Below are 14003 nucleotides of genomic sequence, written 5' to 3' on the forward strand. Positions count from 1 at the left end.
GCAGAACTCCACGTATATGAAATGTCAAAACAATCTCCTGGTCACAAGTTGGCCACTGGCCCTAAAAAAACGGGCGAGCGAGATCGAGCATTTTGACCTGCTACAGAAAAAAAAATCAAATTGCAATTCCGAACCAGAGGCTCATCATGGACCACCAAACGCACGAAAAACCCGAAAACAATACCCACCTCACCCCTGGCCGAAAACCGGTTCTTGAACTCCTTGCCTCAAGGCCCGAGACCCTGGACACGGTGTTCCTGTCCGAAGACGTTCCGGGCCTTGGGGAAGTGATCGGCAAATGCCGCGAGCTTGGGGTGCGCTTCCGCAAGGTGAAACGCCCCGAGCTTGATCGCATGTTTCCCGGAAATCACCAAGGAGTGGTGGCCCGCCTGCGCGGCCGGCAACTCGTCGAACTGGACCAGCTCATCACCCAGGCCTGCCAGAGCGCATTTCCACTCATCCTGGCCCTGGATCAGGTCCAGGATCCGGGAAACGTTGGCACCCTGGCCCGCACCCTCCTGGCCCTCGGCGGAGCGGGCCTGCTCTTCCCCAAGGACCGCACGGCCTTTATCGGCCCGGCTGCCGCCAAGGCCGCAGCCGGGGCGCTCGACAGCCTTCCGCTGTGCCAGGTGGTCAATCTGGCCCGGGCGCTCGATACGTGCGCCGAGGCCGGACTTGCGATCTACGGCTCGGGCACCGGGCCCGAAAGCCGGGACCTCTTTTCGGCCCGACTTCATTTCCCGGCGGTGCTGGTGCTCGGCAACGAGGACAAGGGTATGCGACCCAATGTGGGCAAGCGTTGTACGGAAAAGCTCTCCATCCCCATGCAGGGCGGATTCGATTCGCTCAACGTGGCGCAGGCCGGCGCCATGATTATGACGGAAATGTTGCGGCAGAGGCTTTAGAGGAAAAGGCTATTTGATGTATTGCGGGAAGTTCAAGAAAATATCCTGAGTGTATGTGATCATCTTGTCCATGATCCAGGGGAAGGAGATGAGCAGCGCCAAAAAAACGGCGATGATCTTGGGCACGAAGGTCAGGGTCATTTCCTGAATCTGTGTTGCGGCCTGAAGTATGCTGACAAAAACGCCAACGCCTAGACCCACTCCGAGCATGGGCAGGGCGATGACCAGAGTCAGCTCGATGGATTGCCGTGCGAAACCGATGACAAATTCGGGGGTCATGCGCCACTCCTGACTTGAGACTAGATAAAACTGTTGACAAGGGAGCCGATAATCAGATTCCAGCCATCCACCATGACAAAAAGAAGGATCTTGAACGGAAGGGACACCATGACCGGCGGCAGCATCATCATGCCCATGGACAGAAGGATACTTGCCACGACCATGTCCAAAATGAGAAATGGGATGTAAATCAGAAATCCGATCTGGAATCCCGTCTTGAGCTCGCTGATCACGTAAGCAGGCACAAGAACCATGGTCGGCACGTCATCTTTGCTTTGCGGCCTCTCAAGGCCTGTTATCGAGAAGAAAACGGAAAGATCCTTTTCCCTGGTATGCTTGAAAAGAAAAGTCCTCAGCGGTGTTTCAGCCCGCTCCAGTGCTTCCCCGTAGCCGATCTCTTCCTTCAGATAGGGTTGCAGGGCCGTATCATTGATGATGCGTCCCGTGGGCATCATGATGACCACGGTCATGAAGATGGCCAGGGAAGCAAGCACCTGGTTCGGCGGCATCTGCTGGGTTCCCATGGCCTGGCGCAGAAAATGGAAGACAATGATGATCCTGGTGAAGGACGTGACCGTGAGCATGAAGGCCGGAGCCATGGACAGCATCGTAAGCAGGGCCATGATCTCGAGAGCCACGGCCACTTTTTGCGGTTCAGCCTGTCCACTGGAAAGCTGCATGGAAAGGGAAGGAAGATTGGGCCCCTCGGCGGCCAGGAGCAACAGCGGGAAAAAACAGAAAAAAAGACTAGGAAGGAGGATTCTCCCCAGTTTCCTGGTCCAGTGTGGTCTGAAAATCCGGGATCGGTTCATTGTCTGCCTGGTGCTCCGCTATCAAGTTGATTCCGTTGTCGGTGACGCCCAACACCAGAAGCTTATTCAAGAAGCGGACCACCACCAGCTGCTTGCGAGGGCCCAGGGCAACTCTTTCCTCCACCCTCAAAACGCCCGAAGCTCTTCCCTGCAGCCGTGCCGCCAGCCCGAAGCGTTTCAGGAGCGCAAGCGCGAGGAAAATGAGCCCCAAAATAAGCAGCAACGCTGCTGCCATTTTGACCGATGCAAGCCCCAACCCTGCACCGGCGCCTGTCAAAGTCGCGTTACCCAAGCTGCTTCACCCTCTCGATGGGGCTGATGATATCGGTCAGCCGCACCCCGAATTTTTCATTGATGACCACGGCCTCTCCGCGTGCCACGAGCTTGCCATTGACCAGTATCTCAAGAGGCTCGCCAGCCAGCTTGTTCAGCTCTATGACCGAACCCTGCCCAAGCTGCAGCAATTCATTGATGAGCAGCTTGGTGCTTCCGAGCTGGGCTGAAACCTCAAGCGGAATGTCGAGGATGAAATCAAGGTCCTTGCGCAGCCCTTCGGGTCTGGGGGCCTTGGCTTCCGCCGTCAAATCTTTGTAATCGAAATCCTTGCTCTGGGCGGCAAGCTGCTTCTGCTTTTTTTCATGCTGGATCTTGGTCTCTTCCTCGTCGGCCAGAGCCTTGGCCCATTCGTCGGCGAGAGCCTGATCGGAACCGCCGGAGTCCTGTTCCTTCAACGCGGAACTCCAGGCATCGGCCAAATCTTTCTCGCCCCCGCCGCCTCCGGCCTCCGCGTCACCCTGCTGTTCCAGGGCTGCGGCCCATTCCGCCGCCAGCTTGTCCTGATCTTCGACCATACCGTTCCCCTAGTAATTGAGTTCCTGTTCTTTGACGATCTTGAATGCCTTGTTGCCCTTGACAAAACCTGGAAGTCCAAAAAACTTGAGTATCCCGTGGATTCGGCCCGAGAGCATGTCATCCTCATCCTGATCCAGCATGAGTATGTCGCCGGCCTTCATGTCGAGAAGCTGACGCCCGGTAATCTGCGTCGTGCCGAACGTGACATTCATGTCGACGGGCGTTTCCATGAGCCGGTCCCGGAAGCGGGAAATCCAGGCATGGTCGATTTCCAGCCGCTCGGTCTGAAATGCGGCGTACAGCTTCGACCTGATTGGCTCTATGGTTGCGTACGGCAGCGCCAGAACCATGGATCCCAGGGCGTTTTCCAGTTCCACCTCGAAAGAGATTACCACGACCACATCACTGGGAGGGACGATGGTGGCGAACTGCGGGTTGATCTCTGAGCGCAGCAGTTCGATGCTGACCTCGTGCACCGGACGCCAGGCATCTTCCAGATTGGCCAGGATGATCTTGACCACCTTGACGATGATGGACTGCTCGATGGGCGTGAAATCGCGCCCCTCGATCTTGGGCTGGCTGCCCGCGCCGCCGAAAAAATTCTCCACCAGGGAAAACACCAGCCGGGTGTCGACCACCAGCAGCGCGTTGCCGCGCAGAGGGTCGATCTTGAAAATGTTGATACTCGTCGGAACAGGCAGGGAACGCATGAAATCCCCGAACTTGGACATGTCGATGGAGATCGGGTTCACGTCCACCCGCTTGCGCATGGTGTTGGCCAGGGCGCTGGTGCAGAGTCTTGAAAAGCGGTCGTTTATGATCTCAAGCACCGGCATGCGGCCGCGAATGATCCGGTCCTGGTTGGCCAGATCAAAGGCTACGAAGCCCTTCGTGTCAACGGCCACCTCTTCTTCGGTCTCGATCTCCCCGCCCGAAATTCCACGGAGCAGGGCATCGACCTCGTCCTGATTCAGGATCTTGCTCATATACCGCCCACCAGTCGCTTACTGGACCACAAATTCCGTAAAATAGACATTGTGCACCTTGTTCTTGCCGATAATCTGGTTCAGTCGGCTGACGATGTCGTTTTTCAGCTCGATCTTCTTGTCCATGCTGCTGATATCGGCAAAAGACTTACTGGAAAGCAGGAGCAGCAGGGTATCCTTGACCTTGGGCATGGCAGCGGTCAATTCCGCCGCTGCGGCAGCGTTCGCCACCTCCACGTCAAGCGTGGTCTTCAGATATCTGCGTCCCATTGGGTCGGACAGATTGACCACAAAGGAGTCAAGGGTCACCAGTTGCCCACCCGGTTCGGCCTCGGCCTTTTGCTCACCTGCGCCCTCGGCCGTTGCGTTCTCCGCGGAGCCCTCTGCCTTTGGCTGCAGAAAGAACTTCCACGCCGCAAAACCGCCCCCACCCAGAACGCCAAGGACAAGCAGCACTATGATAATGAGCTTGAGCTTGCCGCCCTTCTTTTTTTCTACCTTCTCCGGCGCTGGCGCTTTTTTGTCGGCCATATATTCCTCCTTTGTCATCCTTGCGAAAAACGGGCCTAAAGATACGTTCGCCCCGTGGTTTTCAGTAAAATTTCCACTCTCCTGTTCCTGGCCCGGCCCTCAGGCGTGGTGTTGTCGCCCAGGGGAAATGCCTCGCCATAACCGGAAACTGAAAAACGCCGGGGATCAAAACCCTGTTGCAAAAAAAAGGTCAGTACGGACATGGCCCGCTCCGAGGACAACATGTAGTTGTCCTTTTGACCGGCCGGGACGTTGTCCGTGTATCCCGCCACATTGATCGGCATGGTCACTGTGGCCAGGAACTGGGAGAATTCCGACAGAAGCTTGCGGCTTTCCGGCGCAAGCGCGCTTTCACCGACACCAAAAAGCAGCCCGTCGGAGAGGACGAGAGCGATTCCTTCGGGACGCACCAGAATCTGCAGGTTCTCGTCAAGGGTGCTCCTGGCCATTCCCTCGGGCAAGACCTCGTCCGGGAAAAGCAAATCCTTGATGCGTTGCGGGTCGTGCAACGCTTCGGCCGGATTCTCGATGACCACGTTCATGAACTCGAACCGGGTCGCCAGCCTGCCCGCCCCTTTTTTCGGAGCCAGCCCCATGTCGCCCACGAAGTGGGAAACCACGTCGCGCAGGATCGACTTGTCCATGGACGACATGGACAGCAGCAACACAAAAAAGCTCAGCAGCAGGGTCATGAGGTCCGCAAAGGTAACCATCCAGGACGCATCCGGCGGGTCAAGCTCTGCGCGTTTTTTTCTGCGGGCCATCAGGGTCCTCCCGGCAGGTCGAAACGGAACAGGAAATCCTTGATCCGGTAGTTGTCCGAAGGTTCCCGGGCGGATTCCTCGCGCACGGCCTGCTCCGCCATCTCATGGCTCCAGCTGCCGATACGTCTGTCGAGGGTGATCTCAACCCGCCGGTTGGTCAGCCGTTCGCCCGGGTTTTCGGTGGTCACACGGGGTCGAAACCGCCCGAAAGCTTCCAGCCGCAGCTTCTCGGCATCGACGCCGGTCTCTATGAAATACCTGTACACGGCCATCACTCGCGCCAGAGAAAGCTCCCAGGAGAAGTCGACCTTGATCCACGGTTTGGCCAGGTAGTCAGGGCCAAATTCGTCCATGCCGTCCGAGGCGTGCCCCGACAATCCAAGGGGATGGGCGCTTTCCAGGACCACGGGCCGCAGACGATCCAGCAGCGACCGCCCTCTCTGCGTGAGCTCCGAGGATCCGGGAGCAAACAGCGCGTCGGCCCCAATGGACAGCCGCTGCATGAAGCGGTTCGATTCAAAACGCAGGTCCTTGTCCGGATCTTCCCAGAGATGCTCCTTGACTGCGGAGAGATCCTTGAAAACGTTGATGGGTCCCGGGTCGACCTGGGTCCTGGTGTCCACCGTGGTCAGATCATTCATGCTTGGCGCGCCGGTGCCGAAAGTGCCGGAAACGGAGCCGATGGCGACCTTGCGTTTATAGACGTCCGTGAGGGAGGCCATGGAAACGAGCACTATGAAGAATGTCATCAGCAGGGTGACCAGATCCGAAAAGGTGATCATCCAGGACGGAAGCCCTGGCTTCGATTGCTCGCTTTTCGCCTTTCTTCTGATCATGATCTTCCCCAGCCCTGGTTCAGGACCTGACCTTGCGCTCCTTGGGAGGCAGATAGCTGTTCAGCTTCTCTTCGAGAATGCGCGGGTTCTCGCCTCGGGAAATGGACATGATCCCTTCCAGGATCATGGTCCGGATCAGGACCTCCTCGCGGCTGCGCGCACGCAGCTTGCCGGCCATGGGATTGAAAACGAGATTGGCGAGGACGGCGCCGTAAAAGGTGGTCAAAAGGGCCACGGCCATGGCCGGACCGATGGTGCTCGGATCGTTCATGCGCTTGAGCATGAGCACAAGGCCGATGATGGTGCCGATCATCCCCATGCCGGGGGCCAGGGTTCCGAAGGTCAGCAATATCTCGGCGCCTTTCAAATGGCGTTCCTCAAGACACGAAATCTCGGTCTCCATGATTTCCTGGATCAGCTGCGGATCAAGGCCGTCCACGGTCAATTGCAGACCCTTGCGCAAAAAATCATCGGGAATGTTTTTCAGGTGCGCCTCAAGAGACAGAATTCCCTCGCGCCGAACCCGGGTGGCGTAGTCGACAAACTGGGCAATGAGCGCCGCCGGATCGTCCGCCTTGGACATGAATGTCTTTTTGATGATGCGGGCCACGCCGAGAACGCTCTCAAGGGGATGGGTGACCAGCACCGCGCCGATGGTTCCACCGACGACGATGAGCAGCGAGGAAAAATCCAGAAACAGAAAACCGTCACCGCCCAGTGCTGCGATGACCAGCCCGAAGGCGACCAAGATTCCGATGATTGTGGCCAGATCCATAAAACATCCGTCCCCAGGGCCGTTAGTTTGAGCCGCGTTCTCCAAATATTCTGGTGCCAATGCGCACCAAGGTCGCCCCTTCCTCGATAGCCGCCTCGAAATCCCCGGTCATGCCCATGGACAATTCCGGCAAGGCAAGACCGAAGTCTGTACGCAAGGCTTCGGCAAGTTCCCGCAAACGGGCGAAATAGGGGCGGGCCCGATCGGGATCGTCGAAAAAAGGAGGCATGAGCATAAGGCCTCGCCAACGCAGGCGCGTACCGCGAGCCAGAAATTCGGCCAGAGGCGGCAACTCTGACACCAGAATGCCGCTTTTCTGCTTTTCTTCGGCCAGGTTGACCTGCACCAGCACGTCCTGAACCACGTCCATCGCCTCGGCCTGACCATGCAACGAGCGGGCCAGTTTCAGGGAATCCACCCCGTGAATGAGGGCGAAACGCCCGACCACGCTCTTGACCTTGTTGGTCTGCAGATGTCCGATAAGATGCCAGGATATTTCACGCGGGAGGATGGCCATCTTGCCCAGGGCCTCCTGCACGTAATTTTCGCCGAACATGGACTGTCCGGCCTCAAAAAGAGTCTGGATACCGTGCGCGGAGTGCAGCTTCGAAACGGCCAGCAGACGCGCGCTGTCCGGGCTCCGCCCGGCCCTGCGGGCAGCAGCGGCCATCTGCTCCAGAACTTTTTGCCACCGCTCGGTGATGCTCGACTGGTCCATGGACTCTCTCCCTTTCCCTAGGACCCAAGGCCCAGGGACGTCATGAACTGGCCGTCCTCGGTCCAGCCTTCGCGCACCTTGACCCAGAGTTCCAGATGCACCTTTGTGCCGAGCAGCGCTTTAAGTTCCTGGCGGGCCTGTTGGCCTACAATTTTCAGATTCTGCCCCTGCTTGCCCACAATCATGCCCTTGTGACTGTTTTTTGACGTATAGATCATCGCCCCGATCATGGTCATGTTCTGCTCCGGCAATTCTTCCCAGGTCTCAATTTCGACGGCAATATTGTAGGGCAACTCCTGTTCCAGGGCCAGGAAAAGCTTTTCGCGGATGATCTCCGAGGCCATGAACCGAACCGAAGCCGTGCTCAACTGGTCTTCAGGAAAGAGCGCAGGGCTGAGCGGCAGGAATTCACGTATCACGGTCAGGAGGCCGTCAACGCCAACCCCCGTGCGGGCCGAGATGGGCACCAGTTCCACTCCGGGCCAACGCTCGGCGCAGTCGGCCAGCAACCCGAGCAGGCGCTCCTTGGGCTTGATCTGATCAACCTTGTTCAACGCCACGGCCATGGGCACGCCAAGGGATCCGATCCGGGCGGCCAGGGGACGCAGGTCGCGTTCCAGGGCTTTTTCGTTGCCCGCATAGCGGGAGCCGTCAAGGAACAGGATGACTCCGTTGGCCTCCTGCAGGGCGCCCCAGGCGGCATCAACCAGAAAACGGTTCAGCTTGCCCCGCGCGGTATGAACACCGGGGGTGTCCAGAAAAATGATCTGCTCTTCAGCGGTGGTGTGAATCCCGGTGATGCTGGTGCGGGTGGTCTGCGGCTTGGGAGAGACAATGGCGATCTTTTCGCCGAGGACCTTGTTCAAAAAAGTGGATTTTCCTGCATTAGGAGGCCCGACTAGGGCGATGAATCCTGCTCGATAGGTAGGGGACATGGGTTCCATATGATCTTTGTAAAAGGATACCGACGGGTTGAAAATCAACCACGGCGAAGCTTTCGGGATTTGCGGGAATTATCCCTTGCCCTGCGCTTCGGAATCTGGATATAGCCCCCAAACATTATGGGCAAGGACTTAATCATCGTAGAATCACCCGCCAAAATCAAAACCATCAAAAAGTTTTTGGGCGGCGGGTATGAAGTGGAAGCATCCGTGGGACACGTGCGTGACCTGCCGACCAAAACCCTGGGCGTGGACGAGGGCAACGACTTTGCCCCGGACTATCAGATCATCCCCGGCAAGGCCAAGGTCGTCAGCAAGCTCAAATCCGCGGCCAAGGCCGCAGACACGGTCTATCTGGCACCTGACCCGGACCGCGAGGGAGAGGCCATCGCCTGGCACGTGGCTGAGATCATCCGCACATCCAATGCCAACGTGAAGCGCATCCAGTTCAACGAGATCACGGCCAAGGCCGTCAAAGAGGCCCTGGCCAACCCCACGGAACTGCGCAAGCCCCTTTTTGATTCCCAGCAGGCCAGACGCATTCTGGATCGTCTGGTGGGCTACAAGATTTCTCCGCTGCTCTGGAAAAAAGTCAAACGAGGCCTGTCCGCCGGGCGTGTTCAGTCCGTGGCCCTGCGCCTCATCGTGGACCGCGAGCGTGAACGCCAGGCCTTCATCTCCGAAGAATACTGGCTCTTCAAGATCACGGTCCAGGGCGAGAATCCCCCGCCCTTTGATGCCGACCTGTGGAAAGTGGACGGGGAAAAACCCGTCATCGGCGACGAAAAGACGGCTCTGGCCCTGGAGAGCCGCATCAACGGACAGCCCTATCTCGTCCAAAACATCGTCGAAAAGGAACGCCAGCGCCACCCGCGCCCGCCGTTCATCACCTCCACCCTGCAGCAGGACGCCAGCAACAAGCTCGGCTTCAACGCCAAACGGACCATGTCCGTGGCCCAGCGCCTCTACGAGGGCGTGGAGCTTGGCGAACGCGGGACCACGGCGCTCATCACCTACATGCGTACCGACTCGGTGCGCATTTCGGACGAGGCCCGGGACGGCGCGCGCGAATGGATCACCCGCACCCTGGGCCCGGAATACTATCCCGCTGAGCCCAGGGCCTACAAAAGCAAGGGCAGCGCCCAGGATGCCCACGAAGCCATCCGCCCCGTCGATCCGAGCCTGACCCCCGATTCCATAAAAAACAACCTGCCGCCCGAGCAGTACAAGCTCTACAAACTCATCTGGGAACGCTTCATGGCCTCGCAGATGGCTTCCGCACGCTTCTGGGACACGGTTGCCACAATCGAGAGCGGCCCGGCCCTGTGGCGCGCCAAGGGCGAAAGACTCGTCTTCCCCGGTTTTCTGCAGATTTGGCCGCAGTCCTCGGACAATCAGAGCGCCCTGCTGCCGAAACTTGTTACTGGTCAGGAACTGAGCCTTCAGCAACTGCACAAGGAACAGAAATTTACCCAGCCCCCGGCCCGCTTCTCCGAAGCGTCCCTGGTCCACAAACTCGAAGAGCTGGGCATCGGCCGCCCCTCGACCTATGCGGCGATCATCTCCACCCTGACCGAGCGCGACTACGTACACATCGAGGATAAACATTTCCTGCCCACGGATCTGGGCGTCATTGTCTGCGACCTTCTGGTGGAACATTTCGCCCACCTCATGGACGCCGGATTCACGGCTCGCATGGAAGAAAGCCTCGACCATGTCGCGGAAGGCGAAACCGACTGGGTCGCCCTGCTCCGGGATTTTACCCTGGACTTCAATCCGACCCTGGACAAGGCCCGCGAAAACATGACCCAGGTCAAGGCCGGCATGGACACCGGGCTGTCCTGTCCCCAGTGCGAAGACGGCCGGCTGGTGGTCAAATTCGGCAAGAACGGAACCTTTCTGGGCTGTGCCAACTATCCCGCCTGTTCCTTCACCAGCAACTACATCCGCAACAGCACCGGAGAAATCGAGCTGGTCAAAGAGGAGGCTCCCGAAGAGCTCGGGCCCTGCCCCAAATGCGAAGACGGACGTTTGGTTGTCAAGAAAACCAAGACTGGCGGCAGATTCGTGGCCTGTTCGAACTATCCCGCCTGCCGCCACACCAAATCCGTGAGTACCAAGGTGCCCTGCCCCAAGGATGGATGTGACGGCGAACTGGTCGAGAAAACCAGCCGTCGCGGAAAGCCTTTCTATTCCTGCAGCAAATATCCCAAATGCGATTACGCAGTATGGGATTTCCCCGTGGCGAAGCCTTGCCCCCTTTGCGAGTCAAAGATCCTGGTGCGCAAGGAGACCAAGGCCAGAGGAGTGCACCTGGCCTGTCCGGTCAAGGATTGCGGATACTGGGAAAAAGAGGACTAGACCTTTCGTCCGCGCATGCAGACCCTGTATTTCTTCAGAAACTCCACCGGGTTATAGCTGAGCTTGGCCTTGCGAAGCCCCTCGTCGCCAAGGTCCTGTTCACGATTGACAATCTTGAATCCCTGACAGCACCGCTCCAGAAAAATCTGGTTGATGGCCTGGTAGACGCCCTTGAAATTGGGGCATCCCTTTTCAAAATGGATGACCACGGTCGCATCGTCCAAGGCCTCGGCGATGGCGTAGGCGATCATCTTCTCATCGACCACAAGCCCGCCGCCGATAAGTCCGTCAAGCCTTGACCAGTCATGCATGACCTTGACGATGGCCCGGTTCTCCGCGTCCAGGGTCTGGTCGTTTTCGCTGTTGCGCCACAAAAACCAGTCAGTCTGCAATGCAAGGGCGAATTCCACGGTTTTTTCATCCAGGGGCACGAACCTGGCGTCATGATCGCGCATGAACTGGTTGAGCAGATTCTTCTTATTGTGAAATTTGCGCCCTTTGAGCTCGGTCAATTCGCCCACGTCGTAAAGATAATCCCAGTGTTCCCTGCATTCCTCCACTTCAACCCCACTCAATCGCTGCTCCCAGATGAGCTTCAATTCCTCGGGGATGCGGATGAAGCAGGTGTCCTGCGGCAGATCGTCCTGCAAGGCGACCCAGTCGGCCTTCTCCCAATCCCCGACGGGAGCCCAGTACAAGGTCTGAGGAAAGGTTTGCCGAATGAGAACATAGTCATCCCTGAAAGACCATTCCAGGCCATATTCCCGGCCCCAGCCCCAGAGATTGATAAAGCTGTAATCCGACGGTTTCTGGCTGCACTGCGCCAGACGCCGATTATATTCTTTCTGCCCGTCAAGGGTGATTGGGCGAAACGTTTTTTCCATGAGCCCTTCCGATATAAGTTACGCAACAATTACGGCCATTTTGGTCAGATTTAAAAACTCAAGAAATCAAAGCTCTTGCAGTTGAGGCAAAAACAATTATACTTTGTAACCCGTGGATGTCAAAGCACGTCACCCCAATTTTCCGGAAGCATGAAACTTATGTCAGATACCCAGGCCGACTGGAAACTCAAAACTCCGGCTCCCGAAGCCGCGCAAACCTCTGCCCAGCAGCGAGGCATCGCCGAACGCCTTGAAGTGAGCCCCCTTCTGGTTCACCTGATGTCCCTGCGCGGTCTGGTCTGTGAATCCGACATGGACAAGTTTCTGAGTCCCGGCCTTCGTTATATGCATCCGCTGGAAAAATGGCCCGGCATCGAGGCCGGTGCGACCCTGATCTGCAAAGCCGTCGAGGAAAACCGCAGGATCGCGGTCTGGGGCGACTACGACGTGGACGGGATCACGGCCACAACGCTGGTCAAGGACTTCATGGCCCGCCGTGGCGTCGAAATCAGTCATTACATCCCCGACAGGCTCGACTTCGGGTATGGGCTGCATGTGGACGGCATCCGCGAACTGGCCGCCCAGGGGGTCGGGCTGCTTTTGACCGTCGATTGCGGCATCGCCAACAACGAGGAGATTCGCGAAGCCAGGGCGCTGGGGATGCAGGTCATCGTCACCGACCATCATCTCCCCGGTCAGGAACTGCCCGAGGCCGAGGTCATCATCAACCCCAAGCTTGAAGGATGGCCCACTCCCAACCTTGCGGGGGTAGGTGTGGCCTTCCTGCTCATGGGCGCGGTCAACCGGCTCCTTCCCGGGGATGCGACTGACATCCGCGATTTTCTTGATCTGGTCGCCCTTGGTACCGTCGCCGATGTTGTGCCCCTGGATGAACAGAACAGAATCCTGGTCAAGAACGGGCTTCTGCTGATCAAGGAAGGCCGCCGTCCCGGCATCCAGGCCCTCAAGGAAATCAGCGGCCTGGCGCCGGACGACAATGTTGGCACGGGCTCCATAGGCTTTGCCCTTGCACCCCGCATCAATGCCGCAGGCCGCATCGGCGACCCGGACCTTGCCGTGCGAATGCTGCTGGCGCAAGACCCGGAAGAAGCCCGCCAACTCGCCACAAAACTCGACAAGCTCAACGCCAAGCGCAAACTCGAAGAACAGCGCATCCTGGAAGAGGCCATCGCCCAGGCCGAATCGCAACTTCACCTGCCAGGGCTGGTGCTGCACTCCGAACACTGGCACTCCGGCATCATCGGCATCGTGGCCTCGCGCATCGTGGAGCGCTTTCATCGCCCCTGCCTGATCCTGACCAAGGAGAACGGAATCTTCAAGGGTTCGGGCCGGTCCACCCCGTCCTTCGACCTGTACCAGGCTCTCTTGTCCTGCAAACAGTGTCTCTACAAATTTGGCGGCCACCGCCAGGCCGCAGGGCTCAAGCTCGAACCCTTCCAGCTGGCAAATCTGAAAAACCTTTTTGCCTGGGCCGTGGAAGAACAGTTGGGCTCAAACCCCGCGCCGCCGGTCCTGGAACTGGACGCGGAACTGCCCTTTGCCTTGATAACGGCCACATTGCTTAAAGAACTCGAGCTCTTGCAGCCCTTTGGTCAAGGCAACCCGAGGCCCATTTTCCTGTCCCCTCCGCTCAACATCCTCAAGCATCGTTTTTTCAGTCAGAAAAAACATCTGGAGCTGCACCTGTCTGATTCCAGTGACGGCACGAACATGCGTGCCGTAGCCTGGCGACAGGGTGAACGCTGGCAGGACGCCTCTTTCACGGGCAGGCAAATCAAAATCGCCTACACTCCGCGTCTTTCGAAATTCAACGGACTGCAACAAATCGAACTGGCCGTGCAGGATATCCTCTCACTGGAATGAGCAGACTTTTCTTTATCGCCAAAAGCACGTAGACAGCTGCAAAAATCATGGAGGAATATATGAAACGCCTCAGGAGTTTATTGATTGTTCTCGTACTGTTGAGCACGGGATGCGCGGCATTGGTGGTCGGAGGCGCGGCAGCGGTCGGAACGTATACATATGTTGCAGGACAGTTGCAGCGGACCTACAACGCCAATCTCGACGCCACGTACCAGGCCACGCTGGCCGGATGCGAAGCGCTTGGGTTGCCCGTTCAGGACAGGCAAAAACAGCTCAGCAAAGCTTTGGTCAAGGTCATAGACGGAGACCGTGATGTCTGGATATCGCTTACCGCTCAAAGCTCCACAACCACCGAAGTCTCCATCCGAGTGGGCTATCTTGGTGATGAGCTTGCGTCGCGGCGCATCCACGAAGCAATTCAGGCCCGGCTCTAAAAACGTTAAGCCCCCGACCAGCGGGGGCTTAACAGTATATT

General features: G+C 57.8%; 16 protein-coding genes. 4 read left to right on the forward strand and 12 right to left on the reverse strand.

The window, feature by feature from the left end; translation table 11 throughout:
• Positions 1–146 precede the first annotated feature (146 nt).
• Positions 147–905: a 23S rRNA (guanosine(2251)-2'-O)-methyltransferase RlmB gene (locus tag CVU60_16725; GenBank protein ID PKN40269.1), complete on the forward strand. Its 759-nt coding sequence runs from the start codon at positions 147–149 to the stop codon at positions 903–905.
• A 9-nt stretch (positions 906–914) separates the two neighbouring features.
• Here the strand turns inward: CVU60_16725 and fliQ are convergent, their stop codons facing one another.
• Genes fliQ through CVU60_16780 form a run of 11 tightly spaced genes read right to left on the reverse strand, consistent with a single transcriptional unit; the run spans position 915 to position 8393 of the window.
• Positions 915–1184, reverse strand: a complete 270-nt coding sequence (fliQ, locus tag CVU60_16730; protein ID PKN40219.1) for a flagellar biosynthetic protein FliQ — start codon at positions 1182–1184, stop codon at positions 915–917.
• 20 nt (positions 1185–1204) lie between these two features.
• Positions 1205–1996, reverse strand: coding sequence for a flagellar biosynthetic protein FliP (gene fliP, locus CVU60_16735; protein ID PKN40220.1), 792 nt, complete (start codon positions 1994–1996; stop codon positions 1205–1207).
• A complete protein-coding gene (gene fliO / locus CVU60_16740; protein ID PKN40221.1) occupies positions 1932–2231 on the reverse strand; it encodes a flagellar biosynthetic protein FliO in 300 nt (99 codons plus the stop codon). Before fliO ends, fliP begins: the two co-directional genes overlap by 65 nt.
• A 49-nt stretch (positions 2232–2280) precedes the next feature.
• The gene (gene fliN, locus CVU60_16745) at positions 2281–2847 is read right to left on the reverse strand and encodes a flagellar motor switch protein FliN (GenBank protein PKN40222.1); all 567 of its coding nucleotides are present in this window, start codon (positions 2845–2847) and stop codon (positions 2281–2283) included.
• 9 nt (positions 2848–2856) lie between these two features.
• Complete coding sequence (fliM, locus tag CVU60_16750; protein ID PKN40223.1) at positions 2857–3834, reverse strand: flagellar motor switch protein FliM; 978 nt, start codon at positions 3832–3834, stop codon at positions 2857–2859.
• A gap of 18 nt (positions 3835–3852) precedes the next feature.
• Positions 3853–4365, reverse strand: coding sequence for a flagellar basal body protein FliL (locus CVU60_16755; protein ID PKN40224.1), 513 nt, complete (start codon positions 4363–4365; stop codon positions 3853–3855).
• A gap of 35 nt (positions 4366–4400) precedes the next feature.
• Complete coding sequence (locus CVU60_16760; protein PKN40225.1) at positions 4401–5129, reverse strand: flagellar motor protein MotB; 729 nt, start codon at positions 5127–5129, stop codon at positions 4401–4403.
• Positions 5129–5965, reverse strand: coding sequence for a flagellar motor protein MotB (locus CVU60_16765; GenBank protein ID PKN40226.1), 837 nt, complete (start codon positions 5963–5965; stop codon positions 5129–5131). Before CVU60_16765 ends, CVU60_16760 begins: the two co-directional genes overlap by 1 nt.
• Before the next feature lie 19 nt (positions 5966–5984).
• Complete coding sequence (locus CVU60_16770; GenBank protein ID PKN40227.1) at positions 5985–6740, reverse strand: motility protein A; 756 nt, start codon at positions 6738–6740, stop codon at positions 5985–5987.
• 22 nt (positions 6741–6762) lie between these two features.
• Positions 6763–7458, reverse strand: coding sequence for a YggS family pyridoxal phosphate-dependent enzyme (locus tag CVU60_16775; protein PKN40228.1), 696 nt, complete (start codon positions 7456–7458; stop codon positions 6763–6765).
• Positions 7459–7475: 17 nt separating this feature from the next.
• Positions 7476–8393, reverse strand: a complete 918-nt coding sequence (locus CVU60_16780) for a GTPase Era (GenBank protein PKN40229.1) — start codon at positions 8391–8393, stop codon at positions 7476–7478.
• A 126-nt stretch (positions 8394–8519) separates the two neighbouring features.
• Here CVU60_16780 and CVU60_16785 point away from each other — a divergent pair, with 126 nt between their 5' ends.
• On the forward strand, positions 8520–10760 hold the full coding sequence (locus CVU60_16785) for a type I DNA topoisomerase (protein PKN40230.1): 2241 nt from the start codon (positions 8520–8522) through the stop codon (positions 10758–10760).
• Here the strand turns inward: CVU60_16785 and CVU60_16790 are convergent.
• The gene (locus CVU60_16790; protein PKN40231.1) at positions 10757–11644 is read right to left on the reverse strand and encodes a hypothetical protein; all 888 of its coding nucleotides are present in this window, start codon (positions 11642–11644) and stop codon (positions 10757–10759) included. The genes CVU60_16785 and CVU60_16790 overlap by 4 nt on opposite strands.
• Before the next feature lie 159 nt (positions 11645–11803).
• Between CVU60_16790 and recJ the strand changes: the two genes are divergently transcribed.
• Positions 11804–13528 carry a single-stranded-DNA-specific exonuclease RecJ gene (gene recJ / locus CVU60_16795; protein PKN40232.1) on the forward strand — a complete coding sequence of 575 codons (1725 nt, stop codon included), beginning with the start codon at positions 11804–11806 and terminating at the stop codon, positions 13526–13528.
• A 59-nt stretch (positions 13529–13587) separates the two neighbouring features.
• Positions 13588–13962 carry a hypothetical protein gene (locus CVU60_16800; protein ID PKN40233.1) on the forward strand — a complete coding sequence of 125 codons (375 nt, stop codon included), beginning with the start codon at positions 13588–13590 and terminating at the stop codon, positions 13960–13962.
• The last annotated feature ends 41 nt before the right edge of the window (positions 13963–14003 follow it).

The organism is Deltaproteobacteria bacterium HGW-Deltaproteobacteria-18 (assembly GCA_002841885.1).
In the GTDB taxonomy this organism is placed as follows: Bacteria; Desulfobacterota; Desulfovibrionia; order Desulfovibrionales; family Desulfomicrobiaceae; genus Desulfomicrobium.